Consider the following 22,187-nt stretch of genomic DNA (forward strand, 5'->3'; position numbering starts at 1 on the left):
CATGTGCGCATGGATCCGCACGAGCGCCGACGCGCCGCCCTGCGCCGCGCGGTCGCCGCGGTCGGCGGCGTCCTCGTGGTCGCCGCGGTCGCGCTCGGCGTGGTGGGCGTGGTCGTCTACACGGGCGGATCCGACCTGGGCCTCCTGGCGCTCGTCGCCGCGCTCGCCCTGGTCACCGCGGGCGCGGGGCTGGTCGTCGCGGCCGTGCGGGCGGGGGCGGGTCGCCGGCGCTGAGCTCCCGGCGGGTACGGGGCGGGCAGCTCAGCCACCCCTCCCCAGGCGCGAGTCGCCGCGGGGTGTCCGGGACCCGAAGCCGCCCCTGCCGCGCGCGACCGCCCCGACATAGGGTCGGACCATGACCATCGCCGCCCGCGGGCAGAACCTCGTCGACCTCCACACCGCACCCGAGCTCCTCCAGGTGGTGAACGTGTGGGATGCCATCTCGGCCGCCACCGTCGCCGCCCTTCCCGAGACGAAGGCGCTCGCCACCGCGAGCCACTCCATCGCCGCCACCTTCGGCTACGCGGACGGCGAGAACATCCCGCTCGACCTCCACCTCGACATGATCGGCCGCATCGTCGCGGCCGTCGAGCAGCCCGTCTCCGCCGACCTCGAGTCCGGCTACGGCGACGCGGGCGAGACCGTGCGCCGCGCCGTCGGCGTGGGCGTGGTCGGCGCGAACCTGGAGGACGGCATGCGCCCCCTCGACGCGTCGATCCGCGCGGTCGAGGCCGCCGTCGCCGCCGCGCAGGCCGAGGGCGTGCCCTTCGCGCTCAACGCCCGCACCGACGCGTACGTCCTGGGCGGCGACCGCGACCGGTCCGACATCCTCGCCGACGCCGTCGAGCGGAGCCGCGCCTACATGGCGGCGGGCGCCACGTCGGTCTTCGTGCCCGGGCCGCTCACGGAGGACGAGGTGCGCACTCTTGTCGACGCCGTCGGCCCGCAGCGCCTCACGGTCATCGGCGTCCCCGGATCCCTCTCCCCCGCCCGCTTCCAGGAGCTCGGCGTCGCCCGCGTCTCCTACGGCCCGTGGACCCAGCGCGTCGCGCTCACCGCGCTGCAGGACACGGCGACCGCCCTCTACGCCGGCGGCGCGCTGCCCGAGGGGACGCGGCCGCTCAACTGACGGTCCCGACCGCGTCGACCGGGGCGCGGCGGATGCGGTCGAGCCCGCTTCCACCGCGCCCTGGTTGACTGGCCACCCACCCGAAGGAGCACGACGTGACCGACACCCCCGCCCCGGCATCCGCCTCCGCCCCCCGCGCCGAGATCGGCGTCATCGGCGGATCCGGCCTCTACGCCCTGCTCGACCCCGCGACCAGCACGTCGCACACGATCGAGACGCCGTTCGGGCCGACCTCGAGCGAGGTCGCCGTCGGCGAGCTGGCCGGCCGCCGCGTCGCGTTCCTCACCCGGCACGGCGCCGACCACTCGGTCGCGCCGCACCTCATCGACTACCGGGCCAACGTGTGGGCGCTCGCGTCGCTCGGCGTCACGGCCATCGTCTCGTCCTCGGCCGTGGGCGGCGTCTCGCCGGACTACCCGCCGGGATCGCTCGTGCTCACCGACCAGCTGCTCGACCGCACCTGGGGCCGGCCCGACACGTTCTTCGACCAGGGCGTCGTGCAGCACCTCTCCGCCGCGGATCCCTTCGACCCCGAGCTGCACGGCCTCGCCGCCGCGGCGCTCGTGGAGCTCGAGGGCGGCGACCGGGCGGATCCCGCGGGGCCCCTGCGCACCTCCGGCACCGTGGTCGTGATCCAGGGGCCGCGCTTCTCCACCCGCGCCGAGTCGCTGTGGTTCCGCCAGGCCGGCGCGCACATCGTCAACATGACGCAGTACCCCGAGGTGGTGCTCGCCTCCGAGCTGAACGTCGGCACGGTCAACCTGTCGTTCGTCACCGACGCCGATGCGGGACTCGCCCCGCTGCCCGGCGAGCAGGGCGACGCCGTCACGGCCGAGCTGGTCTTCACGCGGCTGAAGGAGGCGCAGCCGCGCATCGTGCGGGCGATCGAGGCGGTCATCCGCGCGATCCCCGCCGGCTACCGCGGGCGGCCGCTCATCGACCCGGACGCCGTGGCCTCCGTGCTCGCGCGTCCGACGACCGGGGCGCGCTCGTGAGCGACGGGGTCCTCCTCGTCACGGGCGGCGCGGGCTTCATCGGCGGCACGGTCGTGCAGGCGGCGCTCGCGGAGGGACGGCGCGTGCGCGTCCTGGACTCGCTGCGGGCCGACGTGCACGGCGGCGAGCCGGACGTGGATCCGCGCGTCGAGCTCGTCCGCGGCGACGTCACGGACCCGGACGCCGTCGCGCGCGCCCTCGAGGGCGTCGACGTCGTCTGCCACCAGGCCGCGAAGGTCGGCTTGGGCGTCGACTTCCTCGACGCCCCCGACTACGTCGCCACGAACGACGGCGGCACCGCGATCCTCCTCGCCGGGATGACCCGCGCGGGCATCGACCGCCTCGTGCTCGCCAGCTCGATGGTCGTCTACGGCGAGGGCGCGTACGCGGGCGCTGACGGGCCGGTGCGCCCGCCCGCGCGCCGCGTCGCCGACCTCGACGCGGGGATGTACGACCCCGTGGACCCCGCCACGGGCGAGCCGCTCGTCCCCACGCTCATCGGCGAGGACGTGCCGCTGGATCCGCGCAACGTCTACGCCACCACGAAGCTCGCGCAGGAGAACCTCGCGAGCTCCTGGACCCGTGCCACGGGCGGCCGCGCCGCCGCGCTCCGCTACCACAACGTGTACGGCCCGGGCATGCCGCAGAACACGCCGTACGCGGGCGTCGCGTCGCTGTTCCGCTCGGCGCTCGCGCGCGGCGAGGCCCCGCGCGTCTTCGAGGACGGCCGGCAGCGCCGCGACTTCGTGCACGTGCGCGACGTCGCGAGCGCCAACCTCGCCGCGCTCGCCTGGACCGCGGATCGCGAGGCCGGGTCCTTCCGCGCCTTCAACGTCGGCAGCGGCACCGTGCACACCATCGGCGAGATGGCGGAGGCGCTCGCGCGCGAGGCCGGCGGATCCGCGCCCGTCACCACGGGCGAGTACCGGCTCGGCGACGTGCGGCACATCACGGCGTCGTCGGAGCGCCTGCGCACGGAGCTCGGCTGGGAGCCCGCCATGACGTTCGCGGAGGGCATGCGCGAGTTCGCGACGGCGCCGCTGCGGAGCGCGGTCGTCTGAGGCTCGGCCCCGGCGTGCGCGTCGGGGCCGCGCGTGGTACCCGGGTGCTGGCCTCCCGCGGATCCCGGCACCTCCGAGGGAGGCGCCGCGCGGGCCCGCCCGCGAGACTGGGCGCATGACCTCCGCTCCACGACGCCGCGTCGTCGCGCGCTCCGGCGTCGCCCTCGCGCTCGGCGCCACGTCCCTCGCGCTCACCGCGTGCTCCGGCATCAGCGAGGACCTGGCCGACATCTACGCCATCACCTACGAGGTGACCACGACCGGACCGGCCGACGGCGGCCTGACGGACGTGTCCTACGCGGAGGCCGCACGCCGCGGGCGCCCGTCGATCGTGAAGGACGTCGGCCCGGCGTCCTTCGCTCCCGGCGACGACTCCGCGAGCTCCGTCTGGACGGTCGAGTCGGTCGTCACCGCGGAGGACTGGGCCTTCGTGCAGGCGACGCCCGCGGACGGCGAGGCGCTGACCTGCCGGATCCTCGTCGACGGCGTGAAGGAGATCGCCTCCTCGACCGCGGCGGCGGGCCAGCCCGTGACCTGCCAGGTGCCGACGGCGCCCTTCGGCTGACCCCTCCGGACGCCGACCTCACGATCCGCGCGGCCGCTCGCCCGGCCGGCGCGGATCACCCGGACGCTCCGGGCGGACGTCAGTACTTTGCGGACTGCCCGCCGTCGATGGGCAGCACGGCGGCGTTCACGTACGCGGCGTCCGAGGAGAGCAGGAACGCGACGACCGACGCGATCTCCTCGGCCTCGCCGTAGCGCTTGGTCGGGTTGCCCTGGATGAACTCCTCGGCGGCGCCGCGCGGGTCCTCGGCGCTGAGCTGCTTCATGGACGCCTCGACCATCGGGGTCCAGATGGCCCCGGGCGCGATCGCGTTGATGCGGATGCCGAACTCGCCGTACTCGACGGCGGAGTTCCGGGTGAGGCCGACGACGCCGTGCTTCGCGGCCGCGTAGCCGGACTGGTTGCCGACGCCGCGGATCCCGCCGACGCTCGCCGTGTTCACGACCATGCCGGAGCCCTGCGCGCGCATGACGGCGAGGACCTTCTCGAGGCCGAGGAACACGCCGCGGAGGTTGATGGCGACGACCTTGTCGAACTCGGCGGCCGTGAAGTCCTCCGTGAGGTTCTGGCGGCCCTCGATGCCCGCGTTGTTGAAGAAGCCGTCGATGCGGCCGAAGCGCTCGACGGTGGCGGCGACGTACGCGTCGACGTCGGACTCCTGGGACACGTCGGCGACGACGGTGATGACCTCGGCGTCGGGCGCCGCGGCGCGGACGGCATCCACGCTGGTCGCGAGGCCCTGCTCGGAGATGTCGACGAGCGACAGGCGGGCGCCCTCGGCGGCGAGGCGGACGGCGGCGGCGCGGCCGAGGCCGGATCCTCCGCCGGTGATGAGGACGACCTCGTCGGTGAATCGGGTGGTGGTCATGGGGGTCTCCTGACGGGTGGGGCGGCGGCCCGCACCTCGTGGCGAGCCACCATCCATGCGATCGCATGGACATACCTACCGTAGGTCGGGATCCTGGGCGCGCAATCCGCGTGCCGCCCGCTGCCGCCGATCCCCCACCTGGAGCGCGACGCGGATCGCGACGAAGGCGAGCCCGCCCAGCACGATGTGCACGAGCACCAGCGCGACGGCGTCCGGCTCCACGAACGCGACGTCCCAGCCCGAGGGCGCCCAGCCCGGACCGCCGAGGACCATGCGCGTCACGGTCAGCTGCGTCCAGTGGAAGGCCACGGCCACGAGCACCGCCCCCTCGACGGGGATCCGCCGGGCGGCGACGAGCGCCAGCCCGAAGAGCGCGAGCTGCACGACGTAGACGACCGGATCCTGTCCCGCCGGGAACATCCGGAGCGGGCCCGGCTCTCCGCCCGTGACGATCGCCACGAGCGCGCGGACCGGGGCGACCACCACGCCGAGCAGGGGGAAGAGCGCGGTCGTGAGGATCGTCGCGGCCGCGAGCCCGAGCCCGTCGCGCAGGTTCGTCCAGACATGGCCGCGGAGCGCGATCTCCTCGGGGATCGCCTCGTAGAGCGCGAGGACCACGCCGTTCACCAGGAGGAAGCCGGCGAAGGCGAGGAGGTCGAGGTCGTCGACGCGGATCCAGCCGAGCGCGCCCGCCGGGATCCACACGAGGGCGCCGGTGACCGCGCCGACCGCGGCGCCGAGCGCGACCGGCCGGCGGACGCGCGGCGCGAGGCCCATGCTCCGCAGGCTGCGGCGGTCGAGGCGCCGGCGCAGCAGCACCGCGGCCGGCACCGCGAGCGCCGTCATGAGGACGGCCTGCAGGACGACCTCGAGGAGCAGCGGGGCGCCGGTCGTCCGCGTCACCGCGTCCGCGATGCCGACGGAGAGCCCGAGCGCGACGCCCAGGGACGCCCAGCCGAGGAGCGCGACGAGCACCGCGCCCGCCCACGGACGCGCGTGGCGCACCTGGGCCACGCGGCGCGGGTCGGTGGACGGGTCGGCGGACGCGGCGGCGGCGGCGGTGGTCACGGGGTCGTCTCGTCTCGTCGGGGGCGGGTCCGGCGCCTCCATGCTCGCGGCGGGCGCGACCCCGGGGAGGCGGCTCGACGGCGCGGCCCGCATCGGGGGCGCGGGATCAGCCGGCGTACGCCCCCGCGCCGGACCCGGGCGACGGCGTCGCGGCTCCGTCCGCCTGCGTGAAGTCGAACACCAGCACCCCGTGCGGATCCGGCGCGAGCAGCGGCCCGACGAACTCCTTGAAGGCCGCGTGCTGCGCGTCGATGCGCGCGGGATCCGCGATCAGCGGCTCCCCGAGGTACAGGTTGCGGTCGCCCTCGGAGGAGAAGGTCAGCACGAAGCCGAGCTCGAACCCGCGGCCGACGCCCTCGGGGCTCGACTGCGTGCCCGCGTGCAGCGAGCGGATGTACGGGCCGGAGCCGTCGGGGTGCGGCGAGTCGGCGAGCGCGCGGAAGCGGCGGTCCACCTCGGCGTGCGACCCGGCGGGCGCGTCGTCGCGGAGCCGGAACAGCACGACGTGGTGGACGAGGCCGGGCACGTGGTCGCGGGCGGTGAGCTGGGCGTCGGTGAGGGCGGGGCGGGCGTCGGTGGTCATGTCCGGATCCTGGCCCGATCCGGCGTCGACGGCACGGTCGGGATCCGCCGCGGTGTCCGCCGACGGCCCCCCGCACGGTGACCCCGACGGGGACCTGCCGCTGGCGGATCCGCCGACGTAGCCTGAGCGGTACCGCACCGCGCCGCGATGCGCCGCGCGACGAGGAGGCCGCATGACCGACGCGACGGCCGCCCCCGACGCCGCGCTCGCCCGCCGTCTCCGCGACGATCCGGAGGCCGCGCGTCGCCTCGACGACCTGCGGCGCGTGGCGTACGGACGCGGCGGATCCGCGGCGCCGCTCGTCGAGGTGCCCGCCGCCCTCCGGGAGCGCACGGGGTACGCCGACCGCGAGCTGCCCGCGCCGCTCGTCGCATTGCTCGAGGAGGAGGCGCGGCTCGTCGACGAGGGGGCCGCGCTGCTCGCGGCGGAGCGCCCGGCCCCGGGGCCGCCGGACGGGTCGGCTGCGACCGCCGGCACGAGGACGCACGGCGTCTACGCCGCCGCGGATGCGGACGCCGACGCGGCCGCCCCGCCGACCCCGTCCCCCGCACGCCGCCGCGCGGCGATCACGGCGTCCGTCGCGGGCCTCCTGGTGCTCGCGGGCCTCGGCGCCGCCTCCGCCGCGGGCGTCCTCGACCTCGGCGCGCCGGCCGCTCCGGAGGCCGCCGCGGGCGCCTCGGACTCCCGCGGATCCGCGCCCGGCACCGCCACCCCGCGCGGCCAGGCGATGGGCACCCCCGACGGGCGACGCGGCGCGCCCCTGCCCGACTTCACGGCGGATCCGCCCGTGCCCGTGCCGCCGACGGAGGAGGAGATCGCGGAGGAGCTGCGGATCCGCGCCGACCAGAGCTGGGAGCTCGTGCTCACGCAGGAGCCCGACGCCGTGCGGCCCGACGTGCGCGCCGAGCGGATCGTCGACCAGGAGGAGTACGCCGAGACCCAGGTCGACTGCCTGCGCGCCGCCGGGGTCGACGCGCAGCTGAGCGGCCGGGACAGCTACGGCATCACCGACCCGGACCACGTCGCCGTGCACGTCTGCGAGGTGCGGTTCCCGATGCGCCCCGACGTCCCGCGCAGCGACGCCGAGCTCGCCTACCTCCACGACTACTACGCGTCCTTCCTCCTCCCCTGCTACCGGGCGGAGGGGGCGTCCGACATCGGCGAGCTCCCGGAGGTCGACGAGTTCATCGCCCTCGCCCGCGCGCAGCGCCCGTGGAGCCCGTTCCCGGCGCGCATGTCCGGCCGCCTCTCCGCCGCATGCCCCGAGCTGCCGGCGGCGTTCCGGTGACCGGCTCCCCGTCCGACGCCGACGCCCTCCGCCGCCGCCTGCGCGACGACCCCGACGCCGCGGCGTCCCTCGACGGGTTGCGGCGCGCCGCGTACGGGCGCGCGGCCGACGAGGAGCCGCCGCCGCCGGACGCTCCGCCGCCGGACGCCCCGCGGCCGACCGCCGGGACGCACGCTGACGCGGACGCGGACGCGGACGCGGACGCGCTCCCGGCGCCGCTCGTCGCGCTGCTGGCCGTGGAGGCGCGGCTCGTCGAGGAGGGCCGGCGGCTGCTGGCCGCGGAGGCGGACCGCGGCACCGCGAGCGGCGTCGACCCCGCGCCGGGACAGGACCGCCGGGAGGAGGCCGACCGGCCGGACCACGACCACGACCCCGCCCCCGACCCCGCTCCGACCGGGGATGCCCCGCACGCGCCCCGCTCCGGCGCGCGTCGCGGCCGCCTCCTGCGCCCCGCCGCGATCGCCGCCGCCCTCGCCGGCGTCGTCCTCGTCGCCGGGCTCGGCACCGCCTCCGCCTCCGGCCTCCTCTCCGACGACGACGGCTGGCGGAGCCAGGAGCCGACCTCCACCCCGGGCCCGCCGAGCACCCCGGATCCGCGCCTCGGCATGCCCGTCCCCGAATTCACGACGGAGCCTCCCGCGCAGCTCCACGAGGACCTCACCGACGCCGAGACCGCCGCAGCCCTCCGGGAGAGCGCGGACGCGGCGTGGCAGCGCGTGCTCCGCGACCGGCCGGACGCGGTGCGGCCCGACGTGCCGGTCGAGCGGATCCTCGAGGGCGAGGAGTGGGTGCGGCAGCAGGCGGCCTGCCTCGGCGAGTCCGGCGTGCGCGTGCAGGTGATCGGCACCGGCGACGACGCGCGCCTCGGCACCGACACCGCGGACGCCGTCGTGCGCTACGTCTGCCAGGTCCGCTTCGCGGCCGCGCCCCGGGGGCCCCTGACGACCGCCGCCCTCAGCTGGCTGCACGACTACTTCGTCGACCGGCTGATCCCCTGCTACGCGGCGGCGGGCGAACCGTACGAGGGCGAGGTGCCCGACCGCGACACCGCCATCGCGCGCGCCCGGGCGGGGGATCCGTGGCAGCCGTCGGTCGCGACGCCCGACGGCATCCTCGAGGCCCTCTGCCCGGGCGCGCCCGCCGGCTTCCGCTGACCCGCCGCCCCGCCTGCTGAGGACGCTTCTCACCGCGGTTAGGGTGGAGCCCGTGCGCGCCCTCCTCGGACCCCGGCCTCGCGCCACCGGTCCGCGATGACGGACCGGCACACCCCGTTCGCGCCGGACGACGACGGCGCATCGCCCTTCGACCGCCCCGTCCGCCCCCGCCGCGAGCGCGCCCGCGACCGCCGGATCCGCGCGACCGCCGCGCCCGCCGAGACGGCGCTGGCGTACGCCCCCGCCTCCCCCGTCGCGACGGCGACGCTCCCCCGCGCCCACGGGGATCACGACCACGACCACGACCACCCCGACGCCCCGCGCGCCACCCCCGCCGGCCTCCGCACCGGCCTCGTCACGGGCCTCGCGCTCGTCCTCCTGCTCCTCGCCCTCCGCGCCGCCTCCCCCGCGCTCGGCGACAGCGTCCTGCCCGACCGGCTCCAGGACCTCGTGACGCTCAGCGTCAGCGTCATCGTGGAGTCGCTGCCGTTCGTGATCCTCGGCATCGTCCTGTCGATCGTCGTGCAGGTGTGGGTGCCGCCCGGCGTGATCGAGCGCCGCCTGCCGCGCAACCCGTTCGCGCGCCGCGCCTGCATCTCGTTCCTCGGCATGGCGCTGCCCGTCTGCGAGTGCGGCAACGTGCCGCTCGCCCGCGGCCTGGTGGTGCGCGGCTTCACGGTGCCGGAGTCGATCACGTTCCTGCTGGCGGCGCCGATCCTCAACCCGATCACCATCATCACGACCCACGCGGCGTTCGGCTGGGACGGCTGGATCCTCGTGGCCCGCCTCGTCGGCGGCTTCCTCATCGCCAACGTGGTCGGCTGGCTCTTCAGCCTCCACCCGCAGCCCGACCGGCTCCTCACCGACGAGTTCCGCGCCGAGTGCGCCCTGCCCGACCCGCACGCGCACGGCGGCGCGCGCGTCCGCAAGTCGATCTCGCTGTTCGGCCGCGAGGCGACCACGATCATGCCGGCGCTCGTCATCGGCTCCCTGCTGGCCGGCCTCATCCAGGTCGCTGTGCCGCGCGAGGTGCTCGTCACCCTCGGCGGCAGCCCGATCCTCTCCGTCCTCGCGCTGATGCTCCTCGCCTTCGTCGTCTCGGTCTGCTCCAACGTCGACGCGTTCTTCGTGCTCTCGTTCGGATCCGTGTTCCTGCCCGGCGGCATCGTCGCCTTCCTGGTGTTCGGGCCGGTCATCGACGTGAAGATGCTCGCGCTCATGCGCACCACCTACTCGACCCGCACGCTCGTGATGATCACCTCGGTCGTCGCGCTGATCAGCCTCGCGCTGGGATGGGGTGTCAATGCGATCGCCTGACGACCGGGAGCCCGGCTCCCGGACCACCGCCCTCCGCCGCATCCGCCGCCGCCGTTCCGCGGGCGGCCGCGCCTCGTCCACCGTGGGCCTCGTGCTCCTCGCGGCGTGCATCGTCTCGACGCTGTGGCTCGCGGTCACGGGCCAGCTGGGCCTCTACATCCACCCGCGCTACTTCGTCTTCACGGGGATCATGGCGGTGATCGGCCTCGTCGCCACCGTCGCCGGCTTCGCGCTGCGACCCGCGGACGCGGCCGAGGAGCACGACCACGACCACGGATCCGCCGCCCCCGGCGACCTCGCCGACCTCGGCGCCGAGACCCGGGCTCCCGGCCGTGCCTCCCTCCGTGCGCGCGTCTCGCGCATCGCCGTCGCGGGCGTGGTGACGATCACCGTGGTCGCCGTCCTCGTCCTGCCGCCGCGCACGCTCACCACGAGCACGGTCACGCAGCGCGCCCTGAACTCCAGCACCGTGTCGTCCGACGCCGCGCCCGACCAGGAGCTCCTCGGCACGAGCGACTTCTCCACGCTCAGCGTCAAGGACTGGTCGGTGCTGCTCGCGCAGACGACCGATCCCACCTTCTTCACGTCGAAGTCGGTCGACGTCACGGGCTTCGTGAGCGCCGACCCCGACGCGCCCGACGACGTCTTCTACGTGACCCGCTTCGTCGTCACCTGCTGCGCGGTCGACGCGCAGCCCGTCGGCGTGCCCGTCTACCAGCCGGGCTGGTCCTCGACCCTCGAGACCGACGAGTGGGTGCGCGTCACGGGTCCGTTCGCCACCAACCCGAGCACCGGCAGCCGCCAGCCGCTCGCCGTCGTGCCGCAGGGCGTCGAGCAGGTCGACCAGCCGGCCGACCCCTACGTGTACTGAGCCGCCCGTGACCGACGCCGCCCCGTCCCCGCGCGCCTTCCGCCGGGCGTTCACCGCCGTGATCCTCGTGCTCGTCCTCGTCTGCGGTGGCCTCCTCGTGGTCGCCGGCAGCCAGGGGCCGCGGCTGGTGCGCACGGACGTGGATCCGCTCGCCGTCGTGCAGCAGTCCCGCCAGCGTCTCGTGCTCGCGGCGAACCGGCCGATCCAGCCCGTCGACGCGTCCACGATCCGGATGGAGCCGGGCGCCGACTTCACCGTCGACACGCAGGCCGACCGGATCATCCTCGACTTCGCGCGCCCGCTCGCGTACGACGCCGACTACACGGTCTCGATCGACGGCGTGCAGGGCGTGGGCGGCGGCCCCGCGTCCGACCTCCGCACCGCGTTCCGCACGGGCGATCCCGGCATGTTCGTGCTCGTCCGCGGCGGCGAGCAGCAGGCCGACCGCATCGTGCGGCAGAGCGTCGCGGGCACCGGCGACGGCGCGAGCGACGTGGTCTTCCAGGCCACGAAGATCCAGGAGTACGCGGTCGTCGGCGACTCGCTCGTCGTGGCGACCCTCCAGGACGACGGCTCGAACGCCCTCGTCATCGCGGCCCTCGACGGATCCGGCCAGGTCGACCTGCCGCTGCCCGGTCGCGGGACGCTGCAGGACCTGCACGCCGCGGACACGGGAACCACGGTCGGCTTCCGCTTCACGAGCGCGGACGGCGGGCAGTACGACGACACGCTCATGGTCGACGACGTCGGCGCCGGGGCCGCCCCGACGCCCGTGGTCGGCCTCGACGGGCGGGAGCTCAGCGCGCAGGCCTGGGGCTTCGTGCCCGGCCGGCCGCAGCTCGTGGCGCACGGGCAGGACGGCGACCTGTTCCTCGTGACGGTCGACGGATCGTCGCCCATCGTCCCGCTCGGCCGCCACGGCACGCTCGGCCCGTTCTCAGCGGACGGCACGCGCCTCGCGGTCACGGACCCGGGCTCGACGACCGAGATCGACCTGCGCACCGCCCAGCAGACGCGGCTGCCCACCGAGACCGGCGGCGCCGACCTCCAGTACGACGGCGCGATCTCGTTCGTGCCCGGCGACGACGCCGCGGTGCTCCGCGTGCGCACGGCGCTGGATCCCGCGACCGGCCGCGCCTCGCAGCGCCTCGTCGTCGTGCGCGACGGCCGGGCGAGCGACGTCTACGTGCCCGCGGATCCGGCCACCCGCCTCACGGGCCTCACGGTCACGCCGAACGGCCGCTTCGCGCTGCTCGAGACGGTGCCGGATCCCGCGCGCGGCGCCAGCGACGACTACCCGCGGGAGCCGCGCGACACGACGGTGACGACGCTCCTCGTCGAGCTGGCCACCGGCACGGTGACCCGCAGCGTCGCCGGCTTCGAGGTCACGATCGGCTGACGCGGGCGCATCCCCCGGACGCGCCGACGGCCCCGGCTCCCCGGAGGGGAGACGAGGCCGTCGATGCGTTCCGCTGTGATCGCAGGTGGTGCGTCCCGGGCGTGCCCGGGGTGGGTGCTACTTGGTGTTGACGGTGATCTTGGCGATGCCGACGACGAGCTCGTCGGTGACGGCGTCGGTGCCGAAGGTGCTGTTCAGCAGCGCGGCGGCGTCGGGGCTGACCTTGACGGTGGTGCCCTCGAGGACGGCGTTGTCGCCCTCCATGGCGAGGGGCTTCAGGGTCGTGCCGTCGAGGTTGAAGATGTAGACGTCGTTCATGATCTCGCCCTCGCCGACCTGGACCGAGCCCGTGAGGCGGCTGGTGCCGGGGTCGATGACGAAGTCGGTGAGCTTCACGACGGTGTCGCCGGCGGTGAGGCTGATGCCGGAGCCGTCGTGGTCGATCTCGCCCTGGACGTAGGGGCGGTAGTCCATCTCGGGGTCGAAGTACTTCACGTTGCCGCCGGTGATGGGGAACGCGAGGGTGCCGGTGGCGCCGTCGAGGGTCGCGCCGCCGATGACGCCGGGGGTCAGGCCCAGGGTCGTGAGGGCGCCGGTGAAGCCGCTGTCGAGGGTGACCTTGGTGTCGACGCCAGTGAGGGTCGGGATCGTCGCGAGCGGCGTGGGGTTCGCCTCGGTCGTGGCCGACGCGGACGGCGCGGCGGACGAGGAGGACGACGGGCTCTCGGCGGGGGTCGAGCAGGCCGCGAGGCCGACGACGAGGAAGCCCGCGGTGGCGAGGCCGAAGACGGACTTGGTGAGGTTGCGCATGGGATTTCCTTCGCTGTGTGGTCTGGGATCCGCCCGGTTCCCCGGGCGACACAGGGACTTCGGCACCGTCGGGGAAGGGGTTGGGATCCGTCTGCCTTTCCCAGGTGAACGCCAGGTTCGTCCACGGCGGGCCCGGATCCATGCGGATCCGCTGCCAGCCCGCCCTAACCGGGGTCTTGACTTCCGACAGTCGCCGATATATCGTCGCTACATCGCGACAGCACGCCGCGATCCCCGAACCCATTCGACCGGAAGGAGCGCTCCGTGCGCACCCACGACCACGACCACGAGTCGTCCCACTCCCACTCCCACTCCCCCCACGACGACCGCCGGCACGACGGCGCCCCCGCCGACCGCCACGAGCCCCGCATGCAGCACCACGGCGGCTTCCACCCGCGCATGATGCCGGGCCGCCCGATGGCCCGCGGCTTCCGCCCCGGTGAGGGCGGACCCGGCTTCCCCGGGTTCCCGGGCTTCCCCGGCATGGGCGGCTTCGGCGGCCCCGGCTTCGGCCCGGGCCGCGGACGCGGCGGACGGGGACGCGCCCGCCGCGGCGACGTCCGCCTCGCGATCCTCTCCCTCCTCGCCGAGGCCCCCTCGAACGGCTACGGCCTCATCACCGGCATCGCCGCGAAGAGCGAGGGCGCCTGGCGGCCGAGCCCCGGATCCGTCTACCCCACGCTCCAGCAGCTCGTCGACGAGGACCTCATCGTCGCCGACGAGTCCGGCTCGAAGAGCGTCTACTCCCTCACCGACGCGGGCCGCGCCCACGTCGAGGAGCACCGGGCGGAGATCGACGCCGCCTGGGCCGCCACCACCGACAAGTCCGAGGGCGAGGACGCGTTCCAGACGAGCCTCATGAAGCTCATGGGCGTGGTGAAGCCGCTGATGCACGACGCGACCGACGCCCAGCGCCAGGCCGCCGCGGAGAAGCTCGACGAGACACGGCGCGCGCTGTACGCGATCCTCGCCGACTGATCCCGACCCCGCGCCGGCCCGCACGTGCCGGCCGCAGACGACGACGGCCCCCGCACCAGCGGGGGCCGTCGTCGTGCGCGGGGCGGGTCAGCGGACGGCCGCTCCCGTGTCGAGGTCGTCGCCGGCCTCGAGGTCGGGGCCGTCGGACTGGGTGATGTCGATGCCCAGGCCGCCGTCGGCGTCGTCGTCGTCGTCGTCGTCGGCAACGTCGTCGTCGTCGAGCGGCACGACGCGCTCCGCGTCGATGGCCTCCTCGACGTCGCGGCCGTCGGCCCCGACGAGCTCCTCCTCGTCGACGCCCGTGTCGTCCAGGTCGCGGTCGGCGGGGTCGCGGGGGTTCTCGATGTCGCTCACGGTGCTCTCCTCTGCTGGTCGATGCGGCGCGTGCGCGCCGTGCTCCGACGCTACGCGCCCCGGCTCCGCGCGTCCGGGGAGGACCGGCCGGCCGCGGCGACCCGGGCCAGCGGACCCGGTCGGCTCAGGCGACGCTGACGGTGATGCCGTGCCAGCCCGTCGCGCCGTCGGGGGCGGGCGGCGCCTCGTCGGAGGTCTGCGTGGCACCCGTGGTGTCGGTCGCGCGCACCTCGACGCGGTGGGATCCGCTCGTCGCGTCCCACGCGTACGACCACTGCCGCCAGGTGTCCGCGCCCACGCCGTCGCCGAGCGTCGCCTCGACCCAGTCGCCCTCGTCGACGCGCACCTCCACGCGCTCGATGCCGGTGTGCTGCGCCCAGGCCATGCCCGCGACCGCGACGCGGCCGGCGTCCACGCGGACGCCCGAGCGCGGGGTGTCGATGCGCGAGCCGGTCTTGATGGGCCCGCGCTCGGTCCAGCCGCGCGTCGACCAGTAGGCGACGTCCTCGGCGAAGGTCGTGACCTTCAGCTCGGTGACCCACTTGGTGGCCGAGACGTAGCCGTAGAGGCCGGGCACGACCATCCGCACGGGGAAGCCGTGCTGCTGCGGCAGGGGCTCGCCGTTCATGCCGACGGCGAGGATCGAGGCGCGGTCGGGATCCGTGAGCGCCTCGAGGGGCGTGCTCGCGGTCCAGCCGTCCTGGCTCGTGGAGAGCACCATGTCGGCGCCGGCGGTGGGGCGGGCCCGCTCGAGCAGCAGGCGGATCGGGTAGCCGAGCCAGAGCGCATTGCCGATCAGGTTCCCGCCGACCTCGTTGGAGACGCAGGTGAGGGTGGTCACGTGCTCCTCGAGGGGGAGGGCGAGCAGCTCCGCGAAGGAGATCTCGACCTCCTCCTCGACCATGCCGGTGATGCGCAGCCGCCACGACGCCGCGTCGACCGACGGCACCTGGAGCGCGGTGTCGATGCGGTAGAAGGCGTCGGCGGGCGTGACGAAGGGGGCGAGGCCGGGGACGCCGAGCTCGGCGGAGGCGGGGATCGCGGCGGCGGGCGCGGCCGCGCGCGGGAGCACGAGCGTGCGGCGGAAGTCGTCCACGCGGGCGGCGGCGGCGTTGACGCCCCGGGCCACGGATCCGGCGACCACGGAGGCGACGCCCGCGACGACGGTCATCACGAGGAAGGTGCGGCGCTCGACGCGGGCTCCGGCGCCCGGGGTGAGCGGGGCGCGCGCGGCCGGGCGGGCGATCCCGCGGACGGGCGCGGCGACCGCGGCCGCGGCGGTGTCGGCGCGGGCGACCGCGTCGCGCCAGTCGCGGAGGCGGTCGGCGCCGCGGTGGAGGATGAAGACGCCCGCGAGCATCCCGACGATCGTGGGGATCGCCGCGGCGCCCGTGGCCCCGGCGCGCGTCGTGGCGGCGAGCACCGCGACGCCGGCGAAGAGCGCGAGCACGACGACGCCCAGCGGCGGGCGGCGCACCTGCAGGATCCCGGCGAGGGCGGCGGCCGCGAGCACCACGAGCGCGAGCACCACGAGCAGCGCCGCCTTGTCGCCCGTGCCGAACAGGGCGATCACCGCGTCCTTCACGCCCGGGGGCACGAGGTCGATGACCAGCGCGCCGACCGCGAGCACCGGGCTCGCCGCGGGCGCGACGAATGCCGCCGCGATCTCGGCGACGGCCAGCACCGCCAGCGCCGCGACGACCCCCAGGAACGCGGACCACGCGCGGAGGGCCGCACGGGTCACGAGGCGACCGGCTTGCTGTACGGCAGGATCACGTCGAAGCGGCAGCCGCCGTCGACGTTCTGGACGGTGACGTCGCCGTCGTGCGCGCGCACGATGCCGCGGACGATCGCGAGGCCGAGGCCCGCGCCGCCACCGCCCGACGCGTAGCCGCCGTCGTGCGTGCCCTCCGCCTGCACGGCGGGATCCGGCGGCGCGGCCTCCGTGGCCGGCGCCGGGAAGTCGGGTCCGAGGGCGGGGCGGCCGGTGGCGCTCTTGCCGTAGGCGCGCGGGGTGCGGGATCCGGTGCTCCGCCAGCCCGCGTCGAACACGCGCGGGAGGTCGGCCTCGGGGATGCCGCCCGCCGTGTCCTCGACGGACAGGACGGCGAGGTTGCCGGAGTCGCGGTGCGCGGAGATGACGATGCGGCCGCCCGGGAGCGACTGCTGGATGGCGTTCATGACGAGGTTGCCGACGACGCGCGACAGCTCGCGGGGATCGCCCTGCACCACGAGGTCGTCGTGCGCGGTCACGCCGCGGAGGTCGACCTTGCGCGCCTGGGCGACCGGGCCGAGCTCGGCGACGGTGTCGCTCACGACGTCGTAGAGGGAGACGCGCTCGACGGCGAGCTCGAGGCTGCCCGAGTTGATGCGCGACAGCTCGAACAGGTCGTCGACCATGCCGTTGAGGCGGTTCGCCTGCACGCGGATCTGCCGGAAGTAGCGGTGCTCGTCGTCGACCATGCCGTCCTCGAGGGACTCCGCCATGGCGCGGATCCCGGCGAGCGGCGTGCGCAGGTCGTGCGACATCCACGCGATGAGCTCGCGGCGGCTGCGCTCCTGCGCCTCCATCCGGTCGCGGGCGTCGGCGAGGCGGCGGTTGGCGGCGCTCAGCTCGCGGGCGAGCTGCGCGAACTCGGTGCTGGTGGGGCGGCCGGGCTCGACCGCGGCCTCCTCGCCCATGGACGCGGCGTAGCGGCCGAGCTCGCGGCTTCCGCGCACGAGGGTCATGCCGAGCATCGCGGCCATCACGAGGGAGACGAGCGCGGAGACGGCCGCGACCGAGAGGAAGGCGGTGAGGCCGGCGTCGTCGACGAGCATGCCGGCGGTGACCGCGACCATGCCGCCCACGACCGAGAGCACGGCCGCGAGCGCGACCACGCAGATCTGCAGCACGAGCGAGCGGCGGCGGAGCAGGCGCAGCAGCACGCTCGCGCCGAGGCCGACGATGGCGGCGCAGACGAGCGCGGTCAGGACGACGATGAGGAAGGAGTCGGCGCTCACGCGTCGCCCTCGGCGGGCGCGACGGGCACGGCCGGCGCGGCGACCGCGGGCGTCGCGGCCTCCGGGTCGAACCGGTAGCCCACGCCCCACACGGTGCCGAGGAGCACGGGGTGCGCGGGATCCGCCTCGATCTTCTCCCGCAGCCGCCGCACGTGCACGGTGACGGTGGAGAGGTCGCCGATCTCCCAGCCCCACACGGAGCGGAGGAGGTCGTCGCGGCCGAAGACGCGGCGGGGGTTCCGCAGCAGGAAGGCGAGGAGGTCGAACTCGCGCGACGTGAGGGAGAGCATCGCGCCGGCCTGGTGGATCTCGCGCGCGCCGAGGTCGAGCACGAACGGCCCCGCGACGAAGGGCGGCTCGGGCACGGGCTCGGGCACCGTGCGGCGGAGCACGGCGCGGACGCGGAGCACGAGCTCGCGCGGGGAGAAGGGCTTCGCGAGGTAGTCGTCGGCGCCGGCGTCGAGGCCGTTGACGCGGTCCTCGCCCTGGCCGAGCGCCGTGAGCATCACGACGGGGACGGGCGACTCGGGGTGCAGGGCGCGGATCCGCCGGCACACCTCGAGGCCGTCGAGGCCGGGGAGCATGCGGTCGAGCACGACGAGGTCGGGCATCCGCTCGGTGGCGACGCGCACGGCCTCGAGGCCGTCGGCGACGGTCTCGACCTGGAAGCCGGAGGACTTGAGGTAGCGGCAGACGACCTCGTTGACCGTCGGGTCGTCCTCGACGACGAGGATCCGGCGGCCGCGCAGCGGATCCGGGCGCGAGGGGTCGGGCCGCGCGGGGTCGGGTCGGGCGGCGTCGGCGCGCGCGGGGTCGAAGGTGGGGCTCACCCGGCCAGACTATGCGCCGGTCCCTGGGGCGGGCCCGGGCGTGTCCGGCTTGCGAGCGAGCCGTCACCCCTCCGCCGGCGCGCGGCGTCCGCTCCCGGTCGGGCCTCCTAGGCTCCAAGGATGATGCGAGCGCTGGTGGACGTGGTCCTGCCCTGCCTGGACGAGGCGGAGGCCCTGCCCTGGGTGCTCGGCCGCCTGCCCGAGGGGTACCGCGCGATCGTGGTCGACAACGGGTCCATCGACGGGTCGGCCGAGGTCGCGCGCGCGCACGGCGCCCTCGTGGTGACGGAGTCGCGGCGCGGGTTCGGGGCGGCGGCGCACGCGGGGCTCGAGGCGGCGACCGCGCCGCTCGTCGCGTTCTGCGACGCCGACGCGTCGATGGATCCCGCGCTCCTCCCCCGCGTGGTCGACCCCGTCCGCGACGGCGAGCGCGACCTCGTGCTCGGCCGCCGCGTCCCGTCGGCGCGCGGCGCGTGGCCGGTGCACGCGCGCATCGCGAACCTCGAGCTCGCCCGGCGGCTGCGGCGGATCACGGGCGTGCCGCTGCACGACCTCGGGCCCATGCGCTGCGGACGGCGCACCGAGCTGCTCGACCTCGGGATCCTCGACCGGCGCAGCGGCTATCCGCTGGAGATGCTGCTGCGGGCGTCGGCGGCCCGGTGGCGCATCCTGGAGGTGGACATGCCGTACGCGCCGCGCGTGGGGCGGTCCAAGGTGACCGGCACCGTGCGCGGGACCGTCCAGGCCGTGCGCGACATGTCGCGCGTGCTGGCCGAGGCGCGCGCCGCGGCGGCCGGAGCCGACCGCACCCCGGGAGGAGCCGCGTGACCGCCGTCGTCGTCATCGCCAAGGAGTGCATCCCGGGCCGCGTGAAGACGCGCCTGCACCCGCCGTTCACGCTCGAGGAGGCCGCCGAGCTCGCGTCCGCGGCCCTCGCCGACACGCTCGCCGCCGTCGACACCGCCGCGCCCGACCGCCGCGTCCTGCTCTTCGACGGCACCACCCCGCCCGCGGAGGCCGCCGGCTACGACGTGATCCCGCAGGTCGCGGGCGACCTCGACGAGCGCCTCGCCGCCATGTTCGACGCGCTCGACGGCCCCGTGCTCCTCGTCGGGATGGACACGCCGCAGCTCACCGCCGACCTGCTCCGCCCCGTGCTCGACTCGTGGGCCGACGGCGCGCGCGGTCCCGACGCCTGGTTCGGCCCGGCCAACGACGGCGGCTTCTGGGCGCTCGGGCTGCGGGATCCCGACGGCGGCCTCGTGCGCGGCGTGCCGATGTCGCGCGACGACACCGGGGCGATCCAGCTGTCGCGGCTGATCGACGCCGGGCTCGACGTGGCGATGCTGCCCGAGCTCACCGACGTGGACACGGTCGACGACGCGCGGGAGGCCGCCGCGGCCGCCCCCGCCCATCGCTTCGCCGCCGCGCTCCGAATCCTGATGGTCGCCGCGGGGTCCCGCGACGCGTCCGATCCGACCGCACCACCGCAGGGGGAGTCCGCATGAGCCTGGCCGTCGAGCAGCCCGAGGAAAGCGCCGCGACGCGCGACCGCACCTTCGGATCCGGCGGCGGCGAGCCCTACGCCCGGGCGCTCCGCGACGCCGGCGAGGTCCTCTTCCTCTCGCTGTCCTCCGAGGACGACAGCGACGAGGTCATCGACATCAGCCGCTGGAGCGCCGACGCCGACGCGGTCGACGCCAGCCTGCTCGTCGACGCCCACGGACCCGTGCTCGACGTCGGCTGCGGCCCGGGCCGCATGGTCCGCGCCGCGATGGACGCCGGCCTCGGCGCCCTCGGCATCGACGTCTCCCCCACGGTGATCGAGATGGCCGCGGGCCTCGGCCTGCCCGTGCTGCACCGCTCCGTCTTCGAGCGCCTGCCGCGCGAGGGCGGCTGGGGCACGCTCCTCCTCCTCGACGGCAACATCGGCATCGGCGGCGACGCGGCCGCGCTCCTCGCCCGCTGCGGCGAGCTCCTCGACGACCAGGGCGCGCTCGTGGTGGAGACCCACGTGGATCCCGCCCGCGACCGCACCTTCGAGTGCACGGTCGAGGACGCCCAGGGCCGCGCGAGCGACCCCTTCCCGTGGGCGCAGGTCGGCCGCGACGCCGTTGCGCGCATGGCCCCCGGCGCGGGCCTCGCGCTCGCTCAGTGCTGGGAGACCGAGGGCCGGTCCTTCTGCCGCCTCGTCCGCGCGTAGAGCGCGGCGATCACGGCCGTCGCCACCGCGGTGGCGACCCACATGAGGGCGAGCCGCGGCGCGTAGTCGGCGATGAGGATGGTCGGGTTCTCGTTGCCGATCGCCCTCGCCCGGATCTCCGGCACGACCACGAGGGTCATCACGGCCATCACGACGACGCCGGCCTGCACGATGACGAGCGCGCCCGGGGGCATCCGCCGCCCGGCCTTCCGCAGCAGGAGGCCCGCCGCGAAGACGACGGGCGACAGGATCGCGTCGTGCACGAGGATCGCCAGCAGCAGGAACACGGCGACGCCGACCACCTGGTCGGTGCGCTGCGTGTCGAGCAGCGTGCGGACGCCGACGGCGAGGCCGATCACGCCCACGGCGATGAGGATCACGCGGGCCGCGAGGATCCGACGGGTGCCGGTCATCACACCACCTCCAGGGTCGAGAGCCACTTGGTCTGCAGCACGCCGGGGCGCCCGGGCGCGATCATGCGCGCCGGGTAGCCGTGCTGGATGTCGAGGGGCGCGCCGTCGAGCTCGAGCGCGACGAGGGTGAGCGGGTCGCGCACGTACTCCGGCCCCATCTCGGTGGCCCGGAAGCCGCCGCTCTGCTCGAGGCTCGTGACGCGGAGGCGGGCGCCGGGGTCGGCGCCGACGGCGTCCATGAGGTCCATGAGGCGCACGCCGCGCCACGTGGCCGACTGGCTCCAACCCTCGACGCACGCGATGGGCAGCGTGGCGGTGACGAGCTCCATGGCGCGGAGGTCGGCCATCGTGAAGGCGCGCGAGGCGGAGCCCGCCGAGACGGTGAGCGCCCACGCGGGATCCATCGCCGTCTCGGTCACGCCCGCGGCCTCGGCCGTGCGGTTGACGGGCAGCGCCTGCGGGCCGGTGCCCATGACGCGCGGGCCGAACGCGTTGAACGGCGCGAGGATCCGGAACGACTGCCCGGCGGTCAGCCCCACGACCGCGGCGACGGACGCGCCGACGGCGACGAGGAAGCCGCGGCGCGCGATCGGGGTCGGCGTGACGGGGGTGTCGTCGATCCAGGCGAGCACGCGGCCGGTGACGCCGCGCGGGGCGTCAGCGGACGCGGAGCCGGGCGCGGATGCGGACTCGGCGCCGACGGGCGCGTCCTCCACGATGGGCGACTCGTCCGCCTGCCCGCGCCGCCAGTGCCCGGCGATGGCGGGCAGCTTCACGCCGATGTGGATCGCGAGCGACCCGACCACCACGAACGCCAGCGCCCAGTGCGTCTGCCGGAAGTAGAACGGGAACGGCACCCACTGGAACGTGTTGACGAGGCCGATGGCCACCTCGAGCAGCGACGCCCCGACGAACACGGCGATGGACGCGCGCTCCAGGAACGAGACCACGCCGGTGACGGGCGGGTACGTGAGCAGCTCGGGGAAGACGATCCAGAGCTTGGCGAGCAGCAGGGGCACGCACGCGATGCCGGCCGTGATGTGGATCCCCTGCGTCACCCGGTACAGCGACACGGGCGCGGTCGGGAAGCGCATCCACGGCAGCGGCTCCTGCAGGTAGTGGCTGTAGAGGCCCGTGGCGAAGCAGACCAGGAAGGCGAGGCCGAGCAGGCGCCCGACCACCACCGCCAGGCGCGTCGTGCGCGCCGGGGAGGCGAGCCGGCGGCGCGCCTCGTGCATCAACGTGCGCATGCGGACCTCCGGGTCCCTCGGTGACGCGTCGGGGCCCCGGCGCGGCGG

At 75.6% G+C, this 22,187-nt stretch carries 24 protein-coding genes; 14 read left to right on the forward strand and 10 right to left on the reverse strand.

Going from position 1 to position 22,187, the window contains the following annotated elements; genetic code table 11:
- The first annotated feature begins 9 nt into the window (after nt 1–9).
- The 5 genes from H9X71_RS11570 to H9X71_RS11590 all read left to right on the forward strand — a co-directional run bounded on the left by H9X71_RS11570 (nt 10) and on the right by H9X71_RS11590 (nt 3,750).
- The gene (locus H9X71_RS11570) at nt 10–234 is read left to right on the forward strand and encodes a hypothetical protein (RefSeq protein ID WP_191147232.1); all 225 of its coding nucleotides are present in this window, start codon (nt 10–12) and stop codon (nt 232–234) included.
- Nucleotides 235–355: 121 nt separating this feature from the next.
- A complete protein-coding gene (locus tag H9X71_RS11575; protein WP_191147233.1) occupies nt 356–1,129 on the forward strand; it encodes an isocitrate lyase/PEP mutase family protein in 774 nt (257 codons plus the stop codon).
- Between the two features lie 95 nt (nt 1,130–1,224).
- Complete coding sequence (locus tag H9X71_RS11580; protein WP_191147234.1) at nt 1,225–2,124, forward strand: MTAP family purine nucleoside phosphorylase; 900 nt, start codon at nt 1,225–1,227, stop codon at nt 2,122–2,124.
- Complete coding sequence (locus H9X71_RS11585; RefSeq protein ID WP_191147235.1) at nt 2,121–3,185, forward strand: NAD-dependent epimerase/dehydratase family protein; 1,065 nt, start codon at nt 2,121–2,123, stop codon at nt 3,183–3,185. The genes H9X71_RS11580 and H9X71_RS11585 overlap by 4 nt, the downstream gene beginning before the upstream one ends.
- A 115-nt stretch (nt 3,186–3,300) precedes the next feature.
- Nucleotides 3,301–3,750: a hypothetical protein gene (locus tag H9X71_RS11590; protein WP_191147236.1), complete on the forward strand. Its 450-nt coding sequence runs from the start codon at nt 3,301–3,303 to the stop codon at nt 3,748–3,750.
- Between the two features lie 79 nt (nt 3,751–3,829).
- Here the strand turns inward: H9X71_RS11590 and H9X71_RS11595 are convergent, their stop codons facing one another.
- The 3 genes from H9X71_RS11595 to H9X71_RS11605 form a co-directional block, all read right to left on the reverse strand.
- A complete protein-coding gene (locus H9X71_RS11595; protein WP_191147237.1) occupies nt 3,830–4,618 on the reverse strand; it encodes an SDR family oxidoreductase in 789 nt (262 codons plus the stop codon).
- A 75-nt stretch (nt 4,619–4,693) separates the two neighbouring features.
- On the reverse strand, nt 4,694–5,686 hold the full coding sequence (locus H9X71_RS11600; RefSeq protein ID WP_191147238.1) for a CPBP family intramembrane metalloprotease: 993 nt from the start codon (nt 5,684–5,686) through the stop codon (nt 4,694–4,696).
- Nucleotides 5,687–5,792: 106 nt separating this feature from the next.
- Nucleotides 5,793–6,269, reverse strand: coding sequence for a Dabb family protein (locus tag H9X71_RS11605; protein WP_191147239.1), 477 nt, complete (start codon nt 6,267–6,269; stop codon nt 5,793–5,795).
- Between the two features lie 172 nt (nt 6,270–6,441).
- On the opposite strand from H9X71_RS11605, the gene H9X71_RS11610 reads away from it, so the two are divergent.
- The 5 genes from H9X71_RS11610 (at nt 6,442) to H9X71_RS11630 (ending at nt 12,298) form a co-directional block, all read left to right on the forward strand.
- Nucleotides 6,442–7,557, forward strand: coding sequence for a hypothetical protein (locus tag H9X71_RS11610; RefSeq protein ID WP_191147240.1), 1,116 nt, complete (start codon nt 6,442–6,444; stop codon nt 7,555–7,557).
- Nucleotides 7,554–8,711 (forward strand): hypothetical protein, encoded by a 1,158-nt coding sequence (locus tag H9X71_RS11615; RefSeq protein ID WP_244961600.1) that lies wholly within the window; start codon nt 7,554–7,556, stop codon nt 8,709–8,711. The genes H9X71_RS11610 and H9X71_RS11615 overlap by 4 nt, the downstream gene beginning before the upstream one ends.
- 450 nt (nt 8,712–9,161) lie before the next feature.
- A complete protein-coding gene (locus H9X71_RS11620; RefSeq protein WP_191149172.1) occupies nt 9,162–10,028 on the forward strand; it encodes a permease in 867 nt (288 codons plus the stop codon).
- The gene (locus tag H9X71_RS11625; RefSeq protein WP_244961604.1) at nt 10,015–10,899 is read left to right on the forward strand and encodes a TIGR03943 family putative permease subunit; all 885 of its coding nucleotides are present in this window, start codon (nt 10,015–10,017) and stop codon (nt 10,897–10,899) included. Before H9X71_RS11620 ends, H9X71_RS11625 begins: the two co-directional genes overlap by 14 nt.
- 7 nt (nt 10,900–10,906) lie before the next feature.
- Nucleotides 10,907–12,298: a hypothetical protein gene (locus H9X71_RS11630; RefSeq protein ID WP_191147242.1), complete on the forward strand. Its 1,392-nt coding sequence runs from the start codon at nt 10,907–10,909 to the stop codon at nt 12,296–12,298.
- 117 nt (nt 12,299–12,415) lie between these two features.
- On the opposite strand, the gene H9X71_RS11635 is transcribed toward H9X71_RS11630, so the two are convergent.
- The gene (locus H9X71_RS11635; RefSeq protein WP_191147243.1) at nt 12,416–13,108 is read right to left on the reverse strand and encodes a hypothetical protein; all 693 of its coding nucleotides are present in this window, start codon (nt 13,106–13,108) and stop codon (nt 12,416–12,418) included.
- A gap of 264 nt (nt 13,109–13,372) precedes the next feature.
- Here H9X71_RS11635 and H9X71_RS11640 point away from each other — a divergent pair, with 264 nt between their 5' ends.
- Nucleotides 13,373–14,086, forward strand: a complete 714-nt coding sequence (locus H9X71_RS11640) for a PadR family transcriptional regulator (RefSeq protein ID WP_425321401.1) — start codon at nt 13,373–13,375, stop codon at nt 14,084–14,086.
- Nucleotides 14,087–14,173: 87 nt separating this feature from the next.
- Here H9X71_RS11640 and H9X71_RS11645 read toward each other — a convergent pair whose 3' ends face one another.
- From H9X71_RS11645 to H9X71_RS11660, 4 genes are all read right to left on the reverse strand, one after another.
- A complete protein-coding gene (locus H9X71_RS11645) occupies nt 14,174–14,440 on the reverse strand; it encodes a hypothetical protein (RefSeq protein ID WP_191147244.1) in 267 nt (88 codons plus the stop codon).
- A 124-nt stretch (nt 14,441–14,564) separates the two neighbouring features.
- Nucleotides 14,565–16,184 carry a molybdopterin-dependent oxidoreductase gene (locus H9X71_RS11650; RefSeq protein ID WP_191147245.1) on the reverse strand — a complete coding sequence of 540 codons (1,620 nt, stop codon included), beginning with the start codon at nt 16,182–16,184 and terminating at the stop codon, nt 14,565–14,567.
- Nucleotides 16,181–17,443: a sensor histidine kinase gene (locus tag H9X71_RS11655; protein WP_191147246.1), complete on the reverse strand. Its 1,263-nt coding sequence runs from the start codon at nt 17,441–17,443 to the stop codon at nt 16,181–16,183. The genes H9X71_RS11650 and H9X71_RS11655 overlap by 4 nt, the downstream gene beginning before the upstream one ends.
- On the reverse strand, nt 17,440–18,273 hold the full coding sequence (locus H9X71_RS11660) for a response regulator transcription factor (protein WP_280527970.1): 834 nt from the start codon (nt 18,271–18,273) through the stop codon (nt 17,440–17,442). Before H9X71_RS11660 ends, H9X71_RS11655 begins: the two co-directional genes overlap by 4 nt.
- 120 nt (nt 18,274–18,393) lie before the next feature.
- Between H9X71_RS11660 and H9X71_RS11665 the strand changes: the two genes are divergently transcribed.
- From H9X71_RS11665 to H9X71_RS11675, 3 genes are read left to right on the forward strand one after another with little or no spacing between them, the layout of a single operon-like run.
- Entirely contained in the window at nt 18,394–19,101 is a 708-nt protein-coding gene (locus tag H9X71_RS11665) for a glycosyltransferase family 2 protein (protein WP_191147247.1), read from the forward strand.
- Nucleotides 19,098–19,781, forward strand: coding sequence for a TIGR04282 family arsenosugar biosynthesis glycosyltransferase (locus H9X71_RS11670; protein WP_191147248.1), 684 nt, complete (start codon nt 19,098–19,100; stop codon nt 19,779–19,781). Before H9X71_RS11665 ends, H9X71_RS11670 begins: the two co-directional genes overlap by 4 nt.
- Nucleotides 19,778–20,476 carry a class I SAM-dependent methyltransferase gene (locus H9X71_RS11675; protein ID WP_191147249.1) on the forward strand — a complete coding sequence of 233 codons (699 nt, stop codon included), beginning with the start codon at nt 19,778–19,780 and terminating at the stop codon, nt 20,474–20,476. Before H9X71_RS11670 ends, H9X71_RS11675 begins: the two co-directional genes overlap by 4 nt.
- On the opposite strand, the gene H9X71_RS11680 is transcribed toward H9X71_RS11675, so the two are convergent.
- Together H9X71_RS11680 and H9X71_RS11685 are read right to left on the reverse strand one after the other, a co-directional pair.
- Nucleotides 20,425–20,889, reverse strand: coding sequence for a hypothetical protein (locus tag H9X71_RS11680; RefSeq protein ID WP_191147250.1), 465 nt, complete (start codon nt 20,887–20,889; stop codon nt 20,425–20,427). The two genes, H9X71_RS11675 and H9X71_RS11680, sit on opposite strands and share 52 nt — an antisense overlap.
- Nucleotides 20,889–22,139 carry a molybdopterin-dependent oxidoreductase gene (locus tag H9X71_RS11685; protein ID WP_191147251.1) on the reverse strand — a complete coding sequence of 417 codons (1,251 nt, stop codon included), beginning with the start codon at nt 22,137–22,139 and terminating at the stop codon, nt 20,889–20,891. Before H9X71_RS11685 ends, H9X71_RS11680 begins: the two co-directional genes overlap by 1 nt.
- Between the last annotated feature and the right edge of the window lie 48 nt (nt 22,140–22,187).

It is taken from the genome of Clavibacter zhangzhiyongii (assembly GCF_014775655.1).
GTDB classification, from domain to species: Bacteria; Actinomycetota; Actinomycetes; order Actinomycetales; family Microbacteriaceae; genus Clavibacter; species Clavibacter zhangzhiyongii.

What these genes read in the sequence shown, in the direction of transcription:
- H9X71_RS11605 (WP_191147239.1), bottom strand. Translation starts at nt 6,269, where the DNA reads ATGACCACCGACGCCCGCCCCGCCCTCACCGACGCCCAGCTCACCGCC.
- H9X71_RS11685 (WP_191147251.1), bottom strand. Translation starts at nt 22,139, where the DNA reads ATGCGCACGTTGATGCACGAGGCGCGCCGCCGGCTCGCCTCCCCGGCG.
- H9X71_RS11675 (WP_191147249.1), top strand. Translation starts at nt 19,778, where the DNA reads ATGAGCCTGGCCGTCGAGCAGCCCGAGGAAAGCGCCGCGACGCGCGAC.
- H9X71_RS11575 (WP_191147233.1), top strand. Translation starts at nt 356, where the DNA reads ATGACCATCGCCGCCCGCGGGCAGAACCTCGTCGACCTCCACACCGCA.
- H9X71_RS11665 (WP_191147247.1), top strand. Translation starts at nt 18,394, where the DNA reads ATGATGCGAGCGCTGGTGGACGTGGTCCTGCCCTGCCTGGACGAGGCG.
- H9X71_RS11590 (WP_191147236.1), top strand. Translation starts at nt 3,301, where the DNA reads ATGACCTCCGCTCCACGACGCCGCGTCGTCGCGCGCTCCGGCGTCGCC.
- H9X71_RS11635 (WP_191147243.1), bottom strand. Translation starts at nt 13,108, where the DNA reads ATGCGCAACCTCACCAAGTCCGTCTTCGGCCTCGCCACCGCGGGCTTC.
- H9X71_RS11595 (WP_191147237.1), bottom strand. Translation starts at nt 4,618, where the DNA reads ATGACCACCACCCGATTCACCGACGAGGTCGTCCTCATCACCGGCGGA.
- H9X71_RS11625 (WP_244961604.1), top strand. Translation starts at nt 10,015, where the DNA reads ATGCGATCGCCTGACGACCGGGAGCCCGGCTCCCGGACCACCGCCCTC.
- H9X71_RS11570 (WP_191147232.1), top strand. Translation starts at nt 10, where the DNA reads ATGGATCCGCACGAGCGCCGACGCGCCGCCCTGCGCCGCGCGGTCGCC.
- H9X71_RS11610 (WP_191147240.1), top strand. Translation starts at nt 6,442, where the DNA reads ATGACCGACGCGACGGCCGCCCCCGACGCCGCGCTCGCCCGCCGTCTC.
- H9X71_RS11680 (WP_191147250.1), bottom strand. Translation starts at nt 20,889, where the DNA reads ATGACCGGCACCCGTCGGATCCTCGCGGCCCGCGTGATCCTCATCGCC.